The organism is Kribbella italica (assembly GCF_014205135.1).
Lineage (GTDB): Bacteria > Actinomycetota > Actinomycetes > Propionibacteriales > Kribbellaceae > Kribbella > Kribbella italica.
The window spans coordinates 3065555-3087719 of sequence record NZ_JACHMY010000001.1; the positions used below are offsets into that span (position 1 = coordinate 3065555).

The window sequence follows — 22165 nt, forward strand, 5'->3', positions numbered from 1 at the left end:
TCATCCCTATTAGGGCGTCTACCCAGTGAGCATCGGAAGGGAGAACGACCATGACCATGTTCAGCAGCGTTCGACACCCTGTCCGCACCACGATCGTGACCGGCCTGGCGGCGCTGGCCGTCGCCGCCTTCCCCGCGGGTTCCGCCGTCGGCGGGGCCCCCGACACCACCGCCGCCCGGCCGTCCGCCGAGTGCGCCACCGGCTGGGGTTCATTGCCTGAGGCAACCAAGACGCTACGGTGGGCGACGGTCGAGAACATCCGTACCGGCCGGCACGCGTGCTTCGACCGGCTGGTGGTGGACCTGGCCGGCCCGGCCACGGCGTACCAGGTGTACTACGTCCCGACCGTCTACCAGGAGGGCTCCGGCGACCCGATCCCGGCCCGCGGCGGCGCGACGCTGCGGATCGACGTCGAGGCCCCCGCGTACGACGACGCCGGCCGCCCGACGTACCCGCTGAAGAGCCTGCGCGAGGTGTCGAACGTCAGCGGTTACGACACCTTCCGCCAGGTGGCCTGGGCCGGCAGCTTCGAGGGCCGGACGACCCTGGCGCTCGGCGTCCGGGCCCGGCTGCCGTTCCGGACCCACCTGCTGACCGGCCCGGGCAACGCCCACCGTCTCGTCGTGGACGTCGCCCACCGCTGGTAGGCGCCGGTCAGAGCACCTTGTTCAGCGCGTCGAAGAACACGTTGCCCAGCACCAGCTCGTACGGCGCGGTGAGCAGTTCGGCGAGCTCGGCGACATCGGTCGGGGTCCAGGACCACGCGTTCACCCCGCCGGCGATGAACAGCGGGGCGTCGCCGGTCCAGGCCTTGGTGTGCTCGTCGAGGGCCGCCTTGTACTCGGCGGCCTTGCCGGGCGCGGAGAAGTTGCCGATCACCGGCAGGCCTCCCCGGCGGACGAGCAGGTCGCCCTTCTCCCACGACTGGATGATGCCGCGGATCGGCGTGTGCTTGGCGTACGCGCGCCCGATCGCCTCCGAGAACGGCACCCACTCGTCATCCACACGGTGGTTGTAGGCGTAGACCAGGTCCATGCCGGTACGGCGTACGTAGGTCCCGGAGAGCTCGAGGTACGCGTCCAGCTGGTCGGCGGGCCAGGCACCGGGGTAGGTGTACCCGGCGCCGGACGGGCCGCAGACCAGCAGGTCGTTCTTGGTCGCGGTGCGTTGGTAGTGGCTCAGGATGCCCGGACCGATGTCGGCCAGCAGCGGGCTGACGGTCCAGTTCGCCGGGGCGTCGCCACGGCGCGGGTCGTCCCACAGGTCGCGCATGTGCCGCTGGCAGTACTGCACGTTGTCGCCCTCGCCGAAGGTCAGCGTCACGTAGATCTTCTTCTGCGGCTTGACCGGGGTGAACTTCCTGACCTTGTCCGAGATCGGCGCCACGACACCGGAGTGGACCGTGCCGTTCATGTAGAAGTCGGCCGGCAGCACCTCGGAGCCGCCCTGCGCGGCCAGGTCGACCCCGCTCCACTCCCCCGCGACGTCGTTCGCGAACCAGCCGGCGTACGGCGTGGTCGGGCCGACCTTGGCGAAGTGCTCGCGCAGCAGGTCGCCGGTCGGGCCGTTCGGCGGGAGCCAGCTGACCAGGGACCGGGTGGCGACGACGTAGTCGCGGAAGTACGGGAACGGCTCGATCCGGGTCGGCGCGGTGTCGGTGGCGGTGACCAGGTACTGGTTCCACATCTCGACCGTGACGGTCAGGCTCGTCGTCCCGGCGGGCGGGGTGAACTGGTAGATGAAGTAGCCACCACCGTCGGAGAAACGGTTGCCGGAGGCACCGATCGAGGAGTTCAGGCCGTCGAACAGGTACGGCGCCTCCTCGGGCGTGCCGGGCGCGAACGTGGCGATGGTCGTTCCGTTCGCCTTCGCGGAGACCGACAGCACCGACGGGCCCCAGCCGTCGTTGCCGAAGGAGTCCTGGAAGCGCACGTACACGACGTCCTGGCCGAGTGCGGGCGAGACGTCGAGGGTGAACGTGCCGCGGTTGGACTCGTCGCGGATCTGCCGGGTCTCCCGGGCGATCTCGCGCCAGTTCACGTTCTCGGTCTGCACGACCATGGTCGGCGGCAGACCGGCGAGCAGCTGGTGCGAGCAGCGCGGGAAGAGGTTGGTGAGCTGCCAGCGGTAGGTCTTCACCCGGTCGTCGTCGAACATCCCGCGCAGGTCCTTCACGACGCGGAGTCCGTGCGCCTTGGCCTGGGCCGCGTCGGCGACGACGGCGTTCTCCAGACCGGCCAGGGTGGTCGCGACGTTGAGCGAGTCGGGCACCTCCGGGTCGTGCAGGATCGCGCCGCGGATCCGGCGCTTGTACTTCGCGACCAGGTCCAGCGGATCGGCGTACCGGGTGCTGGGGACGCCGGAGTCGCGCAGCCAGCGCGCGTCCACTCCGTCGTTGTCCATGGTGGAGAAGGAGAAGTAGAGCTCCGGGCGGCTGCGGTTGACCACGCCCTGCAAGGTGGTCAGCAGGGTCTGATCGCCACCGCTGAGCTTGGTGACATCGCCGTAGTGCAGGTGCTTCGGGCGGGCGAAGGACGGCAGCAACCGCCGTCCTCCGCTCTCGGTCGCAGCGCTCACCAGACCGCTGCCGACCTGACCGGAAGCCTGGCCGGCCTGGCCGGCCGCGGCGGCGGATCCGGTCTGGAACCAGCCCAGTCCACCGGCCGCCACGGCGCCGCTACCCGCCAGGAACGTTCGTCTCGAGACCATCGTGACCACTCCCCTGTCGCTGACATCGCTGTCAAATGCGGGCGACAGTAACAACGGCACTACACGCTGTACAGAGCTCGACAACGTTGTCCGGAGAGAAATTTGGAATCGTTTCCGAGGTGAGCTACCAGGCCTCGTCCAGAACCCGGCTTGCCTCGGCCAGACTGAGGCCCGCGCGGCGGGCCGCACGGGCGAACACCGTCGCCGCCGCCCGGGTCTCCTCGTCGTCGACCTCACTGCGCGAGGCGAGCACGAAGGTGCCGTTGCGCCCGCGGGTCTCGATCAGCCGGTCCGCCTCGAGCTCCTTGTACGCCCGGGCGACCGTGTTCACCGCCAGCCCGAGATCCCCGGCCAGCTGGCGCACGGTCGGCAACCGCGTCCCCTGCGCCAGCTCACCACGCCGGATCAACTGCTCGACCTGACCACGCACCTGCTCGTACGGCGGCCGAGTGGCGGCCGGATCCACCGTGATGATCATCCGAACGCACGCTGCGAACGCCGCAGCCCCCACTTGGTTGCGCCCAACACCTGCGCGACTCCCATCACCACGACTCCCAGCCCGAACAGGACAAGCATGAGCGGCTCGACGAAGGACGGCACCGACGCCGGGTACTCGAACGAGATGGCCGCCCCTGCCCCCAGGAACCAGCACGACCACGTCATCACCTCACGCAGTTCCCGCAGCGTAGCCGCTCGCATCGCCTCCTCCCAGCGCAGCTCGAGTTCACCGGTCGCCGCCTGGCTCAGCCTGAGCACGCGCGACTGCAGCGCCAGCGCGATCACGTAGATCACCAAGGCGACAGCCGCCCCGCCCAGCAGCGCCCATCCACGACCTGGGCGGTCACCGCCCGTCACCACCAGTACGCCGAGCCAGATGGCAGCCAGCGGTAGCACCAGCGCGCCGTACTGGACGACGACCTCTGGCCACACCAGGAAGTCCGTCAGCCGGCGCGGCCGCAGCGACGCTGCCCGCGGGCCGGCTGCTCGGGCGGCGGAGACCGACCTGAAGTGCATCCAGCAGATCGCGAGGCCGACACCGAAGGTGGCGATCAGTGCGGACCAGATCATCCCGGGCAGTGCGGCCCCGACGTACGCGACCACTCCCAGACCGACCGCACCGCCGAGCGCGCCACCGACCGTCGACACCATCTGCCGCTGCTCGAACCGGGCCGCCGCGGCGTCGATCAGTTCGCGCTCGTTCGGCAGTCCCGCCTCCACCAGGCGGTACGCGTCCCTGAGACCGGTCGCCTTGCGGTCACGCCAGACCCACACCACGGCCACCAACCCGAGGGCCAGCGCCACACCGAAGACCACCAGTGAGGTTCCCATCAGGCCACCCGCTGCGCTCTCTGCAGGCCGCGGCGGCTCGCCGCGATCGACCAGACCACGCACAGCGCCGCCATCGCCAGCACGAACAGCCCGGCCGCGATCGGCTCCACGAAGCCGGGGACGTCGCTCGGCCACTCGAACGACAGCGGGACCGACGCCCCGAGCAGCCAGCTGACGGACACCACCCCGACCCCGAGATCGCGCAGGGTCGCGGCCCGGAGTGCCTCCTGCCAGCGCAGCTCCGCCTCACCCGAGGAGGTCTGGTTGACCTCCAACGCCAGCCGCTGCAGCCACAGACCGGCCACGCACAGCGGAACAGCCATCAGCCCACTGACGATCAGGATCCAGCCACTCGACGGATGATCGTCACTCCCGAGGACGACCAGCCCGAGCGCCACCGCGACCAACGGCAGCAGCACCGCGCTGTAGTGGACCGCGACCTCCACCGGACTGAGGTAGTCGGTCAGCCGGCGCTGCCGCAGCGCGGCGATCCGAGGGCCGTCGTCGCGGACCGCCAAGACAGACCGGTAGCTGTGCAGCAGCGAGGTCACCCCACCGGCAGCGGCCGCGGCCGCGAGCATCCAGGTGAGCAGGCGGACATCCAGCCCGTCGCTGGCGACGAGGTCGATCTCCAGCGCCTGGTCGGCGAGCACGATGATCGCCCCACCCACCAGGACACCGATCAGCGTGCCACCCACCAGGACTCCCTGCCGGCGTTCGTGCCACCGCAAAGCCCCGGCGACCAGCTCCGGCTCCGGCGGAAGCCCGCCGCGTTGCACCAGCCGATCGACTTCCGCCTTCGCTGACTTCTTGCGAAAGACCCAGAGCAGGGCCAAGGCAACGACCATGACCCCGATCAGCCACAACAGATCCATCTCCACCACGCTCCCTCCGTTTGTATTAAATGTATTGATACAAACGGAGAGTGTCAAGCAGGATCAGGCGAAGTCCTCCGCGGCGTACGGGTGCTGCTCTACGAGGACCAGCCAGTTGCCGGAGTTGTCTCTGAGGACCGCCTCCACGCCGTACGGGCGTTCCGACGGCTCCTGGATGTGTTCGACACCCTTGGCGACCAGCTCGTCGAAGGTCTTGCGGCAGTCGTCGACGGCCAGGCCGACGCCGTGCATCATGCCCTTGGCCATGATCCGGCGGATCGCGGCCGCCGACTCCTCGTCCATCGGCGGGCCGGGGATCATCAGCGCCAGCTCGAGCTCGGGGTGGTCGCGCTGGTAGACCGTCACCCAGCGGAACTCGGGGCTCAGCGTGATGTCGTTGCGCAGCACGAAGCCGAGGGTGGTCGTGTAGAACTCCTTCGCCTCGTCGAGATCGTTGACGTAGACGGTGACCAGGTGGACGTTGGTGATCACTGCTGCTCCTCGGGGTCGTTGGTCCTTCGACCGTACGGCGCCAGGGCCTCGTCCGGCTTCGCCGGAATTGCGGAGCTCAGCCCGAGCATGAACACGTAGCACCCAGGGATCCGCGCCCCGGCCTGCGTCCGCTGGTACTCCGACGGACTGACCCCGACCAGCTCGGTGAACCGCCGGGTGAACGATCCGAGCGCCGAGTAGCCGACCAGGATCGACACCTCGGTCACGGTCAGGTTGGTCGCCCGGAGCAGGTCGGTGGCGCGCTCGATCCGCCGGCGGGTGACGTACTGCATCGGCGTCTCGCCGTACTCGGCGGCGAAGCAGCGCAGGAAGTGGTACTTCGACACGCCCGCGGCCCGCGCCAGCCCGGCCAGGTCGAGCGGCTCGGCATAGTTGCGGTCAGCAACATCCCGCGCCCGCCGCAGGTGCGGTAACAGGTCGACCGGCACCGAGGTCATGCTGTTGAGGTTAACGTGACCGGCATGGACATCGCTCGCCCGGCGCCACCAACTCGTCGCCGTCGACGAGTCGCCCGACATGCTCGCCCACGTCCCCACCGAGGCCGTCTGCGCGTCGATCGAGGAGCTCCGCCTCGACCGCCGCTTCGGCGTCGTCCTGATGATGTCGTTCCTGATCAACGCCCCCGACGAGGCCGTACGCCGGCGCCTGCTCGCGACCTGCGTCCACCACGTACGCCCGGACGGAGTCGTCGTCCTCCAACGCCACGACCGAGCCTCTTTCGCCGAGCCTCGCGTGATGGAACGCCCGGACCACCGCCTGGAGATCCACGAGGTCGACCACCTGCCCGGCGACATCGACGCGGCCACGATGACCCACACGGTGGCCGGGCGCACCTGGAGCCAACGCGTCGTCGTCCAGAACTTCACCGACGACGCGTTGGAGATCCTGCTCGCCGAGGCGGGCCTGGGGAAGGTCGACTACCTCACCCCAGACCACACCTGGCTCACCACTCGACTTCCCTAGGGCGTGTCTACTTGCCCGCGATGGCCTCGAACTGCGCCCTGGTCAACCTGCTGGTGTCCTCGGCGAGCTTGCCGGTGCGGCTGCAGTTGACGGCCGGCGCCGGCTGACCGGTGAGGTACGCGATGGCGGTCTGGAAGGTCGCGCAGCGGCGACCGTCCTCGGCACCGGCCGGGTAGCCGATCGCCGCGTTGACCCGGCCCATCTTCAGCTGGTCGGCGTACGGGTTGATGTTGCGCGCCACGGTCCAGTACCAGCGCGCGATCTGAGCGCTGTAGCGAAGGTCCCGCGCCAGCTCGGGGTTGCCGATCAGGTCGACGCCGAGCCACTGCCCGGCGGGCCGGTAGTTGAAGTCACCGGTCAGCTGGATGTACCCGCGACCGCCGTACGGGCGGGTGTCGCCGATCTCGCGGATGTTGTACTCCAGCCGCGACTCGTGCACGAGCGTGGCCAAGAAGGCGGCCTTGCGGTACGGCGTGTTGATCTGCGCGTCGCGCATCGCCTGGTTCAGCGACGGCAGGCCGGTCTGGACCAGCGACGGGTTGGCGATCCGGCTGCCGAACATCGCCTGGACGTCGGCCAGCGTGATGTCGCCGGCCGGCGGGTTCGGGTTGCCGCCGCACTCGGGGACACCGGGCAGCTTGTCCTCGGGGATCGCGACGTACGCGACCGTGACGTACCCGCCGAGCGCGGGCACGTGCGCCCACCACCGGCTGGAGCCGCCGCTGACGGTGACCAGGTCACCGAGCTTCTGGCAGTCGACGTCGATCGCGGTGGGGCCGGGCAGCGTGCGGACGACGGGCGACGAGACGAAGGCGTCGGCCCGGACGTTCACGCCGGTGCCGTAGGTCTGGAAGACGGCGGCGTGGGCGGGGAGGGCGGTGACGAGGCCGGCGGCGGTCAGGCCGGTCAGCGCCAGGGCGGCGGTGAGGAGATGACGGAATCTGCGCATGACGTGCTCCCGGGGCGGGAAGGGCGGACGGAGCGTCGCGTCGTGAAAAGTTGTCTACCCCACGAGGCGACGTAGTCACTTTCCACCGACGCTGGCTGACACTCAAGCCTTTCCATGCCCGTCACACGGTGCCGTGACAGGTCACTGCCACGACACCGTGCCCTGGGAGCCGGTACGACGGTCAGCCGACCGTGCCCGGCGCCTGCCCGAGCGCGTCGAACTGCGCCCGCGTCAGCTTGCTGGTGTCACCCTCGTACGCCTTCGACCGGGTGCAGATCACCCCGGACGGCACCGAACCGGTCAGGTACCGCAGCGCGTTCTTGAACGAGTCGCACCGGCGCCCGTCCTCCGCACCGGCCGGGTAGCCGATCGCGGCGTTCACCTTGCCCATGTTCAGCGCGTCGGCCATCGGGTTGATGTTGCGCGCGACCGTCCAGTACCAGCGCGCGATCGGCGCCGACCACTGCAGCGAGCGCGCGAGCTCGGGGTTGCCCAGGAGATCGATCCCGAAGTACCGGCCGGCCGGGCCGTAGTTGAAGTCACCGGTCAGCTGGATGTACCCGCGTCCGCCGTACACGCGGGTGTCGCCGATCTCGCGGATGTTGTACTCCAGCCGCGACTCGTGCACGAGCGTCGCGAGGAACGCCGCCTTGCGCCGCGGGGTGTTGATGCTGGCGTCCCGCATCGCCTGGTTGAGCGACGGCAGCCCGGTGTTGACCAGGGTCGGGTTCGCGATCCGGCTGCCGAACATCGCCTGGACGTCGGCCAGCGTCACGTCACCGGTCGGCGGATTGGGATCGACGATGCACTCCGGTACGCCGGGGAGCTTGTCGCCGGGAGTGTCCAGGTAGGCGACGGTCGCGTAGCCGTTGTGGGCGGGCAGGTGCGCCCACCACCGGGTCGCGGGCCGGCCGGCCACCGTGACGGTATCGCCGGCCTTCTGGCAGTCGACGTCGACGTTGGCCGGCCCGGCGAGCACTTTGACCACCGAGGACGAGAGGAAGGCGTCGGACCGGATGTTGAGGTTGGTCGCGGTGGTCCGGAAGCCGACGGCATGAGCTGGAGTGGCGGCGATCAGCGAGCCGGCACCGAGCCCGGCCAGGGCGAGGGCGGCGGACAGCGTGCGCTTGAGCATGACGTTCTCCTGGGGCGGGAGGAGGGACGGGAACGCCGTGGGAATCTGTCAGGAGATTCCCACGGCGTTGTCACTTTCCCACTGCCGAGAGCGTGTTGCTCAAGTGGACAACCGGGTCTAGCTCTTGGCGTCGGCCTTCGCCTCGGACTTGTCCTCCGGCTTGGCGTCCACGCCGGCCTCCTTGCGCTGCTCCGGGGTGATCGGCGCCGGCGCCGCGGTCAGCGGGTCGTAGCCGCCGCCGGACTTCGGGAACGCGATCACGTCCCGGATCGAGTCCGCGCCGGCCAGCAGCGCGGTGATCCGGTCCCAGCCGAACGCGATGCCGCCGTGCGGCGGGGCGCCGAACTTGAACGCGTCGAGCAGGAAGCCGAACTTCTCGGTCGCCTCCTCGTCGGTCAGGCCCATCACCTTGAACACGCGCTTCTGCACGTCCTCGCGGTGGATACGGATCGACCCGCCACCGATCTCGTTGCCGTTGCAGACGATGTCGTACGCGTAGGCCAGCGCCGAGCCCGGGTCGGTGTCGAAGGTCGCCAGCGAGTCCGGCTTCGGCGAGGTGAACGCGTGGTGCACGGCCGTCCAGGCGCCCGAACCGACGGCGACGTCACCGGCGGCGGTCGCGTCGTCGGCCGGCTCGAACAGCGGCGCGTCGACGACCCACAGGAACGACCAGGCCGACTCGTCGATCAGGCCGCCGCGACGGCCGATCTCCAGCCGGGCGGCACCGAGCAGCGCCCGCGAGCTCTTGACCGGGCCGGCCGCGAAGAAGATGCAGTCGCCCGGCTTGGCGCCGACGTGATCCGCGAGCCCCGCGCGCTCCTGCTCGGACAGGTTCTTGGCGACCGGGCCGCCCAGCTCGCCGTCCTGACCGACCAGCACGTACGCCAGGCCCTTGGCGCCACGCTGCTTGGCCCAGTCCTGCCACGCGTCCAGCTGCTTGCGCGGCTGGTCCGCGCCGCCCGGCATCACGACGGCACCGACGTACTGCGCCTGGAAGACCCGGAACGGGGTGTCCTTGAAGTAGTCGGTGCACTCGACCAGCTCCAGGCCCATCCGCAGGTCGGGCTTGTCGGAGCCGAAGCGGGCCATCGCCTCGGCGTACGTCATCCGCTGGATCGGCGTCTGCACCTCGTGCCCGGCCAGCTTCCACAGCGCGACCAGGATCTCCTCGGACAGCGCGATGATGTCGTCCTGGTCGACGAAGCTCATCTCGACGTCGAGCTGGGTGAACTCCGGCTGCCGGTCGGCGCGGAAGTCCTCGTCGCGGTAGCAGCGGGCGATCTGGTAGTACCGCTCCATGCCGGCCACCATCAGCAGCTGCTTGAACAGCTGCGGCGACTGCGGCAGCGCGTACCAGGACCCCGGCTGCAGGCGCGCCGGGACCAGGAAGTCGCGCGCGCCTTCCGGCGTCGACTTGGTCAGCGTCGGCGTCTCGATCTCGACGAAGTCGTGCTCGGCCAGGACGTCGCGAGCGGCCTTGTTCACCTTGCTGCGCAGGCGAAGCGCGGCCCCCGGGCCCTGACGGCGCAGGTCGAGGTACCGGTACTTGAGCCGGACCTCCTCGTTCACCGGCGTCGCGTGGTGCTCCTCGACCGGGAACGGCAGCGGCGCGGCCTCGCTGAGGACCTCGATCTCCTCGGTGATGATCTCGATCTCACCGGTCGGCAGGTCGGCGTTCGCGTTGCCCTCGGGGCGTGCCGCGACGGTGCCGACGATCTTCAGGCAGTACTCCGAGCGCAGGCCGTGCGCGGCCTCCTCGTCGCGGATGACCACCTGGACGGTGCCGCTGGAGTCGCGCAGGTCGATGAACGCCACGCCGCCGTGATCGCGCCGCCGCGCCACCCAGCCCGCCAGGGTGACGGTCTGCCCGGTGTGCTCGGCCCTGAGCGAGCCGGCGGAATGGGTACGGATCACGAGTTCTCCTGTGGGGTTTCGATGCTGGGTCGTACGTCGTGCTGCGGCGGGGTCCAGGTGGCCGGGTCGGCCGGGACCTGGTCGCCGCTGCGGATGTCCTTCACTGAGTCCTTGAGGGGCCCGTCCGCTGTGTTGCTGAACCAGACGAACGGGATGCCGCGACGGTCCGCGAACTTGATCTGCTTGCCGAACTTGGCCGCGGCCGGCGCGACCTCGACCGGGATGCCCCGCGCGCGCAGCGCCGCGGCGGTCCGCATCGCCTCGGCGCGGTCCTCCTCGGCGGTCAACGCGATCAGCACGGCGGTCGGCGTACTGCGGCTGCCCTTGACCAGGCCCTGGCTGACCAGCCGGTGCACCAGCCGGGAGACACCGATCGAGATCCCCACACCGGGGTACGTCGTCTTGCCGTCGGACGCGAGCGCGTCGTACCGGCCACCGCCGCCGACCGAGCCGAACGACTCCTGGCCGACCAGGTAGATCTCGTAGACGGCGCCGGTGTAGTAGTCCAGACCGCGGGCGATCCGCAGGTCGGCCATCAGCAGGCCGGGCGCGTGCTCGGCCGCGGCGGCCATCACCTGGCTGAGCTGCTCCAGGCCCTCGTCGAGGATCTCGTGCTCGACGCCGAGCGCCCGCACCTGCTCCACGAACGACGTGTCGGTGCTGGAGATGTCGGCCAGCTGAACCGCCAGCCTGGCCTGCTTGTCACTCGCACCGGACTCGACCAGGCGCTCGACGACCTTGTCGGGGCCGATCTTGTCGATCTTGTCGACGATCCGCAGCACGGTGGTCACGTCGTCCAGGCCGAGCCCACGGTAGAACCCCTCGGGGATCTTGCGGTTGTTGACCTTGATCACGAACTCCGGCACCGGCAGCTTGCGCAGCGCGTCGGCGATCACCAGCGGCAGCTCGACCTCGTAGTGGTTCGGCAGCTCGCCGCTGTCGACGACGTCGATGTCGGCCTGGGTGAACTCGCGGTACCGGCCTTCCTGCGGGCGCTCACCACGCCAGACCTTCTGCACCTGGTACCGGCGGAAGGGGAAGGCCAGCTTGCCGGCGTGCTCCAGCACGTACCGCGCGAACGGCACGGTCAGGTCGAAGTGCAGCCCGAGGCCGGGGCCGTCGTCGTCGGGGCCGGCCGCGAGCCGGCGTACGCCGTAGATCTCCTTGTCCGCGTCCTCGCCCTGGTTCGACAGCCGCTCGACCGGCTCGACCGCGCGGGTCTCGAGCGAGGCGAAACCGTGCAGCTCGAACGTCTCCCGGATCGAGTCGAGGAACCGCAGCTCGACGATCCGGTCGGCGGGAAGGAATTCGGGGAACCCACTGATCGGGGTCACCTTGCTCATTGCTTTAACTCTCCAGGTCCTGCAGGTAGGGGTTGGTCGCCTTCTCCCGGCCGATGGTCGTCTGGCCACCATGACCCGGCAGGACGACGATCTCGTCGCGCATCGGGAGGATCTTGGTGGCCAACGTATGCAGCATCGTCGGATGGTCGCCGCCGGGCAGGTCCGTGCGCCCGATCGACCCGGCGAACAGCACGTCCCCGGAGAACAGGACGGCGGGGACGTCCTCCGGTCCGTCGTACGGCGTGGTGAAGGTGACCGAGCCGCGGGTGTGCCCGGGCGTGTGGTCGACGGTGAACTGCAACCCGGCCAGCTCGAGCGCCTGGCCGTCCTTCAGCTCGGCGACGTCGTCCGGCTCGGCGAACTTGTGGTCACCGCCGAGCAGCATCCGCGCGCTCTCGGCGCTGATCCCGGCCATCGGGTCAGCCAGCAGGTGGCGGTCGTCGGCGTGGATCCAGGCGGTGCTGTCGTAGGTGCCGCAGACCGGCAGGACCGAGAACATGTGGTCGATGTGACCGTGCGTGAGCAGGACGGCGACCGGCTTGAGCTTGTTCTCCCGGACCACCTGGTCGACGCCGCTCGCGGCGTCCTGACCGGGGTCGATCACGATGCACTCAGCGCCCTGGCCGGTGGCGACCACGTAGCAGTTCGTACCCCACGACCCCGCGGGGAACCCGGCGATGAGCACGACTGACCTTCCTGAACGGGTGCGGGACCATCCAAGGTTACCGGTCGTCCGACCCCGATCTCGCACCGGATTGTGACGCAACACCGTTGCGCGGAGGCGGGGAGTTTGTGATTGTTCAGTGATAGCTGTCGGGACAAGCTCCCGACGCGCCCAGGGCAGCCCTGTTCACCTGGTTGAACCACGGGCCGACCAGAATGGGCACGAGCGCAGTGCATACCGCCGGAAGGGGCGAGTTGTGGCCGAGGAAAGCTGGGGCCGGGTAGCAGACGACGGAACGGTGTTCGTCCGGACCAAGGACGGCGAGCGGACGGTCGGCCAGTGGCCGGACGCGAACCCGGAGGAGGCCCTGGCCTTCTACACCCGGCGGTACGACGCGCTGGCGTTCGAGGTGGACCTGCTCGAGAAGCGGGTGCAGGCCGGCACGGTGTCACCCGACGACGCCCGCGCCGCGGTGAAGAAGGTGACCAGCTCGATCACCGACGCCCAGGCGGTCGGCGATCTCGACGGTCTCCTCACCCGGCTCGAGGCCCTCACCCCGCTGGTCGCCCAGCAGCGCGAGAAGAAGAAGGCCGAGCGCGCGGCGAAGGTCGAGGAGGCCCGCGAGGCCAAGACCAAGATCGCCACCGAGGCCGAGACGATCGCCGCCGGCACCGACTGGCGGCACGGCGTGACCCGGCTGCGCGAGCTGCTCGACGAGTGGAAGGCGCTACCGCGCCTCGACAAGTCGAGCGACGACGAGCTGTGGCACCGGTTCTCGTCGGCGCGGACGACGTACACGCGGCACCGCAAGCAGCACTTCGCCGAGCTGTCCTCCAAGCGCGACGAGGCCGCGACCGTGAAGGAGCGGCTGGCCGCCGAGGCCGAGACGATCGCGACGTCGACCGACTGGGGCCCGACGTCGGGCCGCTTCCGCGACCTGATGCGCCAGTGGAAGGCCGCCGGCCCCGCGCCGCGCGAGGTCGACGACAAACTGTGGGCCCGCTTCCGCAGCGCCCAGGACACCTTCTTCGGCGCGCGCGACGCCGTACAGGCCGAGGAGAACGTCGAGCAGCAGGCCAACCTGCAGGCCAAGGAAGCCCTCCTGGTCGAGATCGAGGCGATCCTGCCCGTCAACGACGCCAAGGCCGCCCGCGACCAGCTCCGCGGCCTGCTCGACCGCTGGGACGAGATCGGCAAGGTCCCCCGCGACTCGATGCGCTCCATCGACGGCCGCCTGCGCGCCGTAGAACAGGCCGTCAAGTCCGCCGAGGACGAGGTCTGGAACAACACCAACCCCGAGGCACGGGCCCGCGCCGAGGCCACGGTCAAACAGCTCCAGTCCCTCATCACCGACCTGGAGAAACAAGCCACCAAGCACGAGTCCCAAGGCAACGCCCGCAAGGCCAAAGAAGCCCGAGAAGCCATCGCCGCCCGCCGCGAATGGCTCACCCAGGCCCAGAACGCACTGTCAGACTTCAGCTGACCTGTGGATGACTGAAAGCACCCACCGGGTGCTTTCAGTCATCCTGCGGTGATGCTCCCGTACGACGCTCCGCTGTACTTCTGCGGCCTGCCTTTCACAGGCCGCCAGGTCGGTCGCAAACTCCACTGGCTGCTGAGCTCCGGCGACATCCGGCCGGTCCTCAAAGGCGCGTACGTCGACGCCCGCGTCCCCGACTCCCCCGAACTCCGCGCCGCAGCCGTCGCACTCCTGCTCCCACCCGAAACCGCCGCCTGCGGCCGAACGGCCGCGTGGATCCACGGCATCAACACCACAGCCCTTGGCGAGTCCAAGGAACCCGGTCTGCACTGGACCACTGAGCCAACCGAGACCGTCGAACTTGCAGGACTCCAAGTCACAGCCCCCGCGTCCACTGCCATAGCCCTCGCGACTCACCTGCCTCGTCCGTTCGCTCTTTCGGCCGTCGACGCGATCCTCCGTTCCGGCGCCACCGACCTGCCGACACTCCACACCCTCGCAGCCGCCAACGACCACCCCCGCGGCTATCAGGCCCGCCAGATCGTCGGTTACGCCGACCCTCGCGCCGAGTCCCCCGGCGAGTCCTGGCTGCGCCTCCGCCTGCTGGACGCCGGCTTCCCGCGCCCGACCCTGCAGGTTCAGGTCAGCAGGTACCGCCTCGACCTCGCCTACCCCACCCCGCTAGAAGACGGCCGCCGCCTGGGCCTTGAGTACGACAGCGACCGCTGGCACTCCCGCCCCCGCCAGCAAGCCCGCGACGAACGCCGCCAGGACGAACTCGCCAAACTCGGCTGGCACATCATCTCCGTCCGCCGCCCCGACCTCTGGGGCCGCTACCCCGCCCTGGAACTTGCCGTAGGCAGCTACCTCAGCCAACAACCCCGCCTCCCCCGCCGCTGGTAGCAGGCACGCCCGCCATTCGGCTGGTAGTAGGGCACGCCCACCGTTCGACAGGTGATGGGGTACGCCCACCGTTCGACTGGTTGTGGGCTCGCCCGCCGTTCAGTTGATGGTGGGCACGCTGGCCGTTCAGCACGCGTAGCCGCCGGCTGAGGCGTCCGCATGCTCCCACCGCCGGCGAAGACACAGCCAAACCTCCGTGGCGCGTCGCGGCGCCGATCGTCGTACCGGTCCTCAAACCGCTCAACCTGCCCTCGACGCGAGGGTCTCTGCCCGAGCGGAACCCTGCCCCAGTCGTCCTGGGTCGAGATTGCATCCACCCCGCCGCGGCGCGTTCACCAACGCTGGATGGCCTGGGAGGTGGATCGCCAGTCAGTTTGTTCAGCACGCGGGCCGGGACACGTGGCCAGGCAAAGTCGCGCGCGCGAGGTCGTAGCTCACCACCGTCCCGCCGTGCAGCCAGACGTCCGGCCCGGGGTGCGGTCTCGGGTGGGGGCGGGGTGGCACTGCAGTACTGACTTCACGACGACGCTCCAGGCGATCGCTCCTCGCCGTACGGCGATCGTCCGCGCCGACGTCGGCGGCTCGTCGCATCGCCAGGGGCCGTGGTTGTGGGGAGGCTGTTGTGGGCAGGGGGCAATCGCGGTGGCGGGTGTGGTGGCTGTCGCGGGGGCAGGGCGATTTATGCCTATGTCGGCGCCCTTGCGGCGGCGGCGTGCTGGTAGTTGCTTCAGGCATCTAAAGGCGCTGCCGCACGGTGTGGACGCCTGGGAGCTCGGCCGCGACCGCTTGGTCGCCACGGTCGCACCGGACCATCCCCTGGCCGGCGAATCAGCCGTCAGCCTGAGCAGGCTTGCCTCCGAGGTCTTCGTGGACCTCCCGGCCAGGACGGCGGGACGCGCGCAGACCGATCAGGCGTTCGCGGCCGCCGGTCTCACCCGCGACGTCGCCTACGAGGTGACCAACGCCGACTTCATCGCCCGGCTGGTCGTCGACGGCCTCGGCATCGCGCTGCTCCCGTCGGCCTACGTGCCGCAGCTCAGCGGGATCACGACGATCGAGGTCACCGACGCCCCCGGCCGCGTCGAGTACGTCGTCTGGAACCGCTTCACCCGTACGCCGGCCGCCGAGGCCTTCCTCGCCGACCTCGACCGTGGCGACGCACCGGCCCCGAGGCGGCAGCAGGAGACTGAGGAACGCCGCACAGTCGCGCGAATGCGGCGTACCGGCCCGGCCGCGGTTCGACCATGTCGCCGGCCGGCGTGATCGGTGCGGGTGGGCGGCGGCTGCCGGTGTCGACGACGCGCCCGGCGCCTGTGGAGGTGGAAGGCCCGCCACAGGACCCGGAGTGGGCGAGAACCAGCACCACCGGTCGCCGCTACTGCGTCACGCGATAGACGTCGAACACACCCTCGACCGACCGCACTGCCTTCAGCACATGACCCAGGTGCGTCGGGTCGCCCATCTCGAAGGTGAAGCGCGACTTGGCGATCCGGTCGCGGGTCGTGGTCAGTGCCGCCGACAGGATGTTCACGTGGTAGTCCGACAGGACCCGCGTGATGTCCGACAGCAGCCGCGCCCGGTCCAGCGCCTCGACCTGGATCGCGACCAGGAAGACGGACTGGGCGGTGGGCGCCCACTCGACCTCGACGATGCGCTCGGGCTGCGTCTGCAGGTCCGCGACGTTGGCGCAGTCGGCCCGGTGCACCGAGACGCCGGCCCCTCGGGTGACCCAGCCGATGATCTCGTCACCCGGCACCGGCGTACAGCACCGGGCGAGCTTCGACAGCACGTCGGTCGCACCCTTGACGATGACACCGGCGTCGCCGCGGGCCGCCCGCTTCCGCCGCTCGCGCGTCTGCGGGAGCCGCAGGCCTTCGGCCAAGTCCTCGGCCGCGCCCTCTTCCCCGCCGTACGTCTCGATCAATCGCCGTACGACGGCCTGCGCGCTGACGTGGCTCTCGCCGACCGCGGCGTACAGGCCGGTGACGTCGGGGTAGCGCAGCGAGTTGGCGACCGCGGTGAGCGTCTCGTGCGACAGCAGACGCTGCAGCGGCAGGCCCTCCTTGCGCAACTGCTTGGCGATCGCGTCCTTGCCGTGCTCGATCGCCTCGTCGCGGCGTTCCTTGGAGAACCAGTGCTTGATCTTGTTGCGCGCCCGCGGGCTCTTGACGAAGCCCAGCCAGTCACGCGATGGGCCGGCGCCCTGCGCCTTCGAGGTGAAGACCTCGACGACGTCGCCGTTCTCGAGGGTGCTCTCCAGGGGGACGAGCCGGCCGTTCACCCGGGCGCCGATGCAGCGGTGCCCGACCTCGGTGTGGACCGCGTACGCGAAGTCGACCGGCGACGACCCCGTCGGCAGCGACATCACGTCACCGCGCGGGGTGAAGACGTAGACCTCGGAGTTGTTGATCTCGAACCGCAGCGAGTCGAGGAACTCCGAGGGGTCGGAGGTCTCCCGCTGCCAGTCGACCAGCTGCCGGACCCAGGGCATCTCGTTCGGCGTGCTGACGTCCGCGACGGCCGGGGCGCCCATCTCCGGGGTCGGTGCGTTCGGGTCCTCCTTGTACTTCCAGTGCGCGGCGATGCCGTACTCCGCGCGCCGGTGCATCGAGAAGGACCGGATCTGCAGCTCCACCGGCTTGCCCTGCGGGCCGATCACGGTGGTGTGCAGCGACTGGTACATGTTGAACTTCGGCATCGCGATGTAGTCCTTGAACCGGCCGGGGACCGGGTTCCACCGCGCGTGCAGCACACCGAGCGCGGCGTAACAGTCCCGGACCGACTCGACCAGCACGCGAATGCCGACCAGGTCGTAGATGTCGCCGAACTCGCGGCCGCGGACGATCATCTTCTGGTAGATCGAGTAGTAGTGCTTGGGCCGGCCGGTGACGGTCGCCTTCACCTTCGCCGCGCGCAGGTCCTCGTGCACCTGGTCGATCACCGAGGCCAGGTACTCGTCGCGGGACGGCGCGCGCTCGGCGACCAGCCGGACGATCTCGTCGTACACCTTCGGGTGCAGGGTCGAGAACGACAGGTCCTCGAGCTCCCACTTGATCGTGTTCATACCCAGCCGGTGGGCCAGCGGGGCGTAGATCTCGAGGGTCTCGCGGGCGATCCGCTCCTGCTTCTCCTGCCGCAGGAAGCCGAGCGTGCGCATGTTGTGCAGCCGGTCGGCGAGCTTGATCACCAGCACCCGGATGTCCTTGGCCATCGCGACGACCATCTTGCGGATCGTCTCGGCCTGCGCGGACTCGCCGTACTTGACCTTGTCCAGCTTGGTCACGCCGTCGACCAGCATGGCGATCTCTTCGCTGAAGTCCTTGGTCAGCTCGGCGATCGTGTAGTCGGTGTCCTCGACGGTGTCGTGCAGCAGCGCGGCGCACAGCGTCGGCGCGGTCATGCCCAGCTCGGCCAGGATGGTCGCGACGGCGAGCGGGTGCGTGATGTACGCGTCGCCGCTCTTGCGCAGCTGGCCGGTGTGGTGCTTCTCGGCGGTCCGGTAGGCCCGCTCGATCATCGCCAGGTCGGCCTTGGGGTGGGTCGCGCGAACGACCCGGAACAGCGGCTCCAGCATGGGCGCCCGGTTCGGGTGGCGGGTGCCACCCAGGCGGGCGAGCCGGGCGCGCACCCGGGCGGGCGCGATCCGCGGCGGTTGGGCGGCAGGCGGCGGCGCCGAGCTGACCGGGCGCACCGGTGCGGGCGCGCGCGGGGGCTCGTGCGGCACCACATCGGGTACCGCTGACGTCATCGCCGGGTCTTCGCCCACGTTGTGTCCCTCCGCCGACAGACCACCAGTCTAGGGGGTCCCGACCAGCGAGGTGGACACGGCCTGTGGACAACACGCCGATTTGACGAACCGTCCGACTTCAGACAGTGACGAGAGCATCCACGCGCTCGTCGGCCAGCCGCTTGCGGCCGGGCAGGAACGACAGCTCGATCAGTACGGCGGTACCGGCCACGTCGGCCCCACAGCGCCGGATCAGCCGCAGGCACGCCTCGACCGTGCCGCCGGTGGCCAGCACGTCGTCGATCACCAGCACCCGGTCGCCCGGCGCGAACGCGTCCTGGTGCACCTCGATCGTCGCCTCGCCGTACTCCAGCGCGTACGACTCCGCGTACGTCGCCGCCGGCAGCTTGCCCTGCTTGCGGACCGGGACGAACCCGGCCCCGAGCGCCAGCGCGACCGGGGCGGCCAGGATGAAGCCGCGGGCCTCGATCCCGACCACCTTGTCGACCACGACCTCGCCGTCGTCGTCCTTGCCGAACGCGGCCATCGCCTCGACCACCTGGGTGAACCCGGTGTGGTCGGCCAGCAGGGGGGTGATGTCCTTGAACAGCACCCCCGGCTGCGGGTAGTCCGGGATGTCGCGGATGCCCTGGGTCAGGACCTCATCCAGCGAGCGCATCAGCAACCCTTCGTCAACGTGTTCACTTGCCGCGCTTGGAGCGCGGCTTACGGCTCGGCTGCGGCCGGCCGGCCGCACCGGTCGACTTCACCGGGCGGCTCGACGGCACCGGCGTACCGGCCTTGGGCCGGTCCTGAGGCCGTACGGCGGTCGCCGTGCCGCCGCCGCCGACCAGCGCGGCGGCGGGAGCCGCGGCGGCAGCGGCCGAACCGCTCTGCTGGGCCCGCTTGGCGAGCACCCGGCGGCGCAGCGCCTGCATGCCCGGCTCGCGCTCCTTGAAGGTGGCCAGCAGCGCCGGGGCGATGAAGACCGAGGAGTACGCGCCGACGGCGATGCCGACGAACAGCGCCAGCGACAGGTCCTTCAGCGGACCGGTGCCGAGCACGACCGTGCCGACGACGAGGATCGACCCGACCGGCATCAGCGCGATCAGCGTGGTGTTGATCGACCGGACGACGGTCTGGTTGACGGCCAGGTTGGTCGCGTCGCTGTAGGTGAAGCGGTTCGAGCCGGTGATGCCGCGGGTGTTCTCGCGGACCTTGTCGAAGACCACGACGGTGTCGTACAGCGAGTAGCCGAGGATCGTCAGGACGCCGATCACGGTGGCCGGGGTCACGTCGAACCCGATCAGCGCGTAAACGCCGACCGTGATCAGGACGTCGTGCAGCAGCGCGATGATCGCGGCCATCGAGGCCTTGGGTTCGCGGAAGTAGATCCAGATCACTCCGAAGACCAGGACCAGGAAGACGATCAGCGCGAGCACGGCCTTGTTCGCGATCTGGTCACCCCAGGAGGCGCCGATCTGCGACGTACTGACCTGGTTCTCCGCGACGCCTGCCTGGTCGGCGATCGCGACCCGGACCTTGGTGATGTCGTCCTGGCTCAGCGGCCGGGTCTGGATCCGGACCTTGTCGCTGCCGACCGTGGTGACGACCGGGTCGCCGAGGTCCTGGGCGTTGGTCGCCTTCACCGCGTTGGTGAAGTCGTCGATGGTGCTGTCGGTGACCTTGACCGACGTCTGGTACTCGGTGCCGCCCTTGAACTCGATGCCCAGCGCGAGGCCGCGGACGGCCAGGCCGATCACCGAGACGGCGACCAGGATCAGCGAGACGGTGAACCACACCTTGCGCTTGCCGATGAAGTCGTAGGAGACCTCACCGCGGTGCAGCTTCGCACCGATGTTTCCGAGCTTCGACATCAGACCTCCCCTCCCACGGGCTTGCGCGTCGACTTGGCCGGACGGGCGGACGGTTTCATCTGGCCGGGCAGGCGCTCGACGCCGAGGTGCTCGGGGTCGAGGCCGGACAGCTTGTGACCGTGGCCGAAGAAGTCGGTCCGGGCCAGCAGCGTGACCAGCGGCTTGGTGAAGATGAAGACCACCAGCAGATCGATCAGCGTGGTCAGGCCGAGCGTGAACGCGAAGCCCTTCACGCCGCCGACCGCGAGGATGTACAGCACGACGGCGGCCAGCAGCGAGATCGAGTCGGCCGCGATGATCGTGTGCTTGGCCCGGGCCCAGCCGGTCTCCACCGAGGACCGCAGGCTGCGGCCCTCGCGGACCTCGTCGCGGAGTCGCTCGAAGTAGATGACGAACGAGTCCGCGGTGATACCGATCGCCACGATCAGACCGGCGATGCCGGCCAGCGTCAGGGTGAACCCGATCGCCTGGCCGAGCAGCACCACCGACGCGTACGTCAGCGCCGCCGCGGCCGCCAGCGAGGCGACCACGACCAGGCCGAGGCCGCGGTAGTACAGGAACGAGAAGATGATCACCAGCGCGAGGCCGATGATGCCCGCCGTGATCCCGGCCGACAGCTGGTCTCCGCCGAGCTGCGGCGAGATGGTCTCCACCGACGAGACGTCGAAGGAGACCGGCAGCGCGCCGTACTTCAGGACGTTGGCCAGGTCGCGCGCCTCGGTCTCGGTGAAGCTGCCGTTGATCAGGGCCTGGCCGCCGGGGATCGGGTTGTCCACGCTCGGCGTCGAGATGGTCTCCCCGTCCAGCACGATCGCGAACAGGTTCTGGCCCTGGCCGCGCTGGGCGATCGCGGTGGTGGCCTTGAGGAACTTCTCGCCACCCTCACTGTTGAAGTTCAGGTTGACCTGCCACTGGAAGCCACCCTGCGGGATGCCCGCGCTGGCATCGGACAGGTCGGTGCCCTTGAGGATCGCCGGGCCGAGCAGGTACTTGCTGCTGCCGTCCTGGCTGCAGGAGAACAGCGGCTTGGCCGGGTCGTCCACGGGCTTGGTGGTCTTGGCGTCCGGGCACTTGAACGTCGCGAACGCCGCGGTGGTGGCTGCGTCGGGCTGGAAGCTGAGCGGGTCGCCGCTCGCCGGCGGCGTGACCGGCGGGGTCGCCGGGGTGCTCGGCTTCGCGGACGGCGTCGGAGACGGGGCGTCGGCCTCGCCGAGCGCGCTGCTCCAGGCCCGGCCGTTCGGCGACGGGGTGGTGCTCGGCTTGAGCGTGGTCGACGGCTTGAGCGTGGTCGAAGGCTTCGGCGTGGTGCTCGGCTTCGGCGTCGTCGACGGCTTGCCGGTCGGCGTCGTCGTCGGGGCCGGCGGTGGCGGCGCCGCCTGCTGCGCGTCGTACACGACCCGGAAGTACAGCAGGGCGGTCTGGCCGACCTGCTTGACCAGGCTGTCCTGGTTGGCACCGGGGACAGCCACGTTGATGTGGCTGCCACCGGCGGTGGTGATCTCGGCTTCGCCGACGCCCGCGCCGTTGACCCGCTGCGAAATGATGTTCTTCGCCTCGGACAGTTGCTCGGCGGTGACGGTACCGCCACCTGCCAGGGACTTCGCGGTGAGCGTGATGGTGGTTCCACCGCGCAGGTCCAGGCCGAGCTTGGGCTCCCAGTGCTTGGTCAGCCCCATGATCCCGAACAGCAGGACCAGGATGACTCCCAAAACGATCAGGAGCCGCCCTGGGCGGGATGTCGTCGTTGATGCCACGTCAGATTCAACCTTTGCGCTTCTGGGCGC

20 protein-coding genes are annotated in these 22165 nt (G+C 69.7%); 5 read left to right on the plus strand and 15 right to left on the minus strand.

What is annotated here, in order from left to right; all coding sequences use genetic code 11:
- Positions 1–50: 50 nt before the first annotated feature.
- Entirely contained in the window at positions 51–647 is a 597-nt protein-coding gene (locus HDA39_RS14160; RefSeq protein ID WP_184795677.1) for an AMIN-like domain-containing (lipo)protein, read from the plus strand.
- A 7-nt stretch (positions 648–654) separates the two neighbouring features.
- Here HDA39_RS14160 and HDA39_RS14165 read toward each other — a convergent pair whose 3' ends face one another.
- The 6 genes from HDA39_RS14165 to HDA39_RS14190 all read right to left on the minus strand — a co-directional run bounded on the left by HDA39_RS14165 (position 655) and on the right by HDA39_RS14190 (position 5863).
- The gene (locus HDA39_RS14165) at positions 655–2709 is read right to left on the minus strand and encodes a GxGYxYP domain-containing protein (RefSeq protein WP_184795678.1); all 2055 of its coding nucleotides are present in this window, start codon (positions 2707–2709) and stop codon (positions 655–657) included.
- Between the two features lie 124 nt (positions 2710–2833).
- Positions 2834–3187 (minus strand): GntR family transcriptional regulator, encoded by a 354-nt coding sequence (locus HDA39_RS14170; RefSeq protein ID WP_184795679.1) that lies wholly within the window; start codon positions 3185–3187, stop codon positions 2834–2836.
- Complete coding sequence (locus HDA39_RS14175; RefSeq protein WP_184795680.1) at positions 3184–4038, minus strand: hypothetical protein; 855 nt, start codon at positions 4036–4038, stop codon at positions 3184–3186. Before HDA39_RS14175 ends, HDA39_RS14170 begins: the two co-directional genes overlap by 4 nt.
- The gene (locus HDA39_RS14180; RefSeq protein ID WP_184795681.1) at positions 4038–4913 is read right to left on the minus strand and encodes a hypothetical protein; all 876 of its coding nucleotides are present in this window, start codon (positions 4911–4913) and stop codon (positions 4038–4040) included. The genes HDA39_RS14175 and HDA39_RS14180 overlap by 1 nt, the downstream gene beginning before the upstream one ends.
- A 63-nt stretch (positions 4914–4976) precedes the next feature.
- Positions 4977–5405, minus strand: coding sequence for a VOC family protein (locus HDA39_RS14185; RefSeq protein ID WP_184795682.1), 429 nt, complete (start codon positions 5403–5405; stop codon positions 4977–4979).
- Positions 5402–5863, minus strand: a complete 462-nt coding sequence (locus HDA39_RS14190; RefSeq protein ID WP_184795683.1) for a helix-turn-helix transcriptional regulator — start codon at positions 5861–5863, stop codon at positions 5402–5404. Before HDA39_RS14190 ends, HDA39_RS14185 begins: the two co-directional genes overlap by 4 nt.
- Before the next feature lie 79 nt (positions 5864–5942).
- Between HDA39_RS14190 and HDA39_RS14195 the strand changes: the two genes are divergently transcribed.
- Positions 5943–6389 (plus strand): hypothetical protein, encoded by a 447-nt coding sequence (locus HDA39_RS14195; RefSeq protein ID WP_184795684.1) that lies wholly within the window; start codon positions 5943–5945, stop codon positions 6387–6389.
- A 7-nt stretch (positions 6390–6396) separates the two neighbouring features.
- On the opposite strand, the gene HDA39_RS14200 is transcribed toward HDA39_RS14195, so the two are convergent.
- The 5 genes from HDA39_RS14200 to HDA39_RS14220 form a co-directional block, all read right to left on the minus strand.
- Positions 6397–7338 carry a glycoside hydrolase family 19 protein gene (locus HDA39_RS14200; RefSeq protein WP_184795685.1) on the minus strand — a complete coding sequence of 314 codons (942 nt, stop codon included), beginning with the start codon at positions 7336–7338 and terminating at the stop codon, positions 6397–6399.
- Positions 7339–7519: 181 nt separating this feature from the next.
- Positions 7520–8473 (minus strand): glycoside hydrolase family 19 protein, encoded by a 954-nt coding sequence (locus HDA39_RS14205; RefSeq protein WP_184795686.1) that lies wholly within the window; start codon positions 8471–8473, stop codon positions 7520–7522.
- Between the two features lie 117 nt (positions 8474–8590).
- Complete coding sequence (aspS, locus tag HDA39_RS14210) at positions 8591–10387, minus strand: aspartate--tRNA ligase (protein WP_184795687.1); 1797 nt, start codon at positions 10385–10387, stop codon at positions 8591–8593.
- On the minus strand, positions 10384–11730 hold the full coding sequence (gene hisS, locus HDA39_RS14215) for a histidine--tRNA ligase (RefSeq protein ID WP_184795688.1): 1347 nt from the start codon (positions 11728–11730) through the stop codon (positions 10384–10386). Before hisS ends, aspS begins: the two co-directional genes overlap by 4 nt.
- A 4-nt stretch (positions 11731–11734) precedes the next feature.
- Positions 11735–12415: an MBL fold metallo-hydrolase gene (locus HDA39_RS14220; protein ID WP_184795689.1), complete on the minus strand. Its 681-nt coding sequence runs from the start codon at positions 12413–12415 to the stop codon at positions 11735–11737.
- Positions 12416–12650: 235 nt separating this feature from the next.
- Here HDA39_RS14220 and HDA39_RS14225 point away from each other — a divergent pair, with 235 nt between their 5' ends.
- The 3 genes from HDA39_RS14225 (at position 12651) to HDA39_RS42335 (ending at position 16040) form a co-directional block, all read left to right on the plus strand.
- Positions 12651–13877, plus strand: coding sequence for a DUF349 domain-containing protein (locus HDA39_RS14225; protein WP_184795690.1), 1227 nt, complete (start codon positions 12651–12653; stop codon positions 13875–13877).
- Positions 13878–13928: 51 nt separating this feature from the next.
- A complete protein-coding gene (locus HDA39_RS14230; RefSeq protein WP_184795691.1) occupies positions 13929–14777 on the plus strand; it encodes an endonuclease domain-containing protein in 849 nt (282 codons plus the stop codon).
- Positions 14778–15464: 687 nt separating this feature from the next.
- A complete protein-coding gene (locus HDA39_RS42335; RefSeq protein ID WP_238356053.1) occupies positions 15465–16040 on the plus strand; it encodes a LysR substrate-binding domain-containing protein in 576 nt (191 codons plus the stop codon).
- Positions 16041–16152: 112 nt separating this feature from the next.
- Here the strand turns inward: HDA39_RS42335 and HDA39_RS14240 are convergent, their stop codons facing one another.
- From HDA39_RS14240 to secD, 4 genes are all read right to left on the minus strand, one after another.
- Complete coding sequence (locus HDA39_RS14240; protein WP_420488719.1) at positions 16153–18525, minus strand: RelA/SpoT family protein; 2373 nt, start codon at positions 18523–18525, stop codon at positions 16153–16155.
- A 118-nt stretch (positions 18526–18643) separates the two neighbouring features.
- Entirely contained in the window at positions 18644–19183 is a 540-nt protein-coding gene (locus HDA39_RS14245) for an adenine phosphoribosyltransferase (protein ID WP_184795694.1), read from the minus strand.
- A gap of 22 nt (positions 19184–19205) precedes the next feature.
- The gene (gene secF / locus HDA39_RS14250; RefSeq protein WP_184795695.1) at positions 19206–20381 is read right to left on the minus strand and encodes a protein translocase subunit SecF; all 1176 of its coding nucleotides are present in this window, start codon (positions 20379–20381) and stop codon (positions 19206–19208) included.
- Positions 20381–22135 carry a protein translocase subunit SecD gene (secD, locus tag HDA39_RS14255; protein ID WP_184795696.1) on the minus strand — a complete coding sequence of 585 codons (1755 nt, stop codon included), beginning with the start codon at positions 22133–22135 and terminating at the stop codon, positions 20381–20383. The genes secF and secD overlap by 1 nt, the downstream gene beginning before the upstream one ends.
- Positions 22136–22165: the final 30 nt, after the last annotated feature.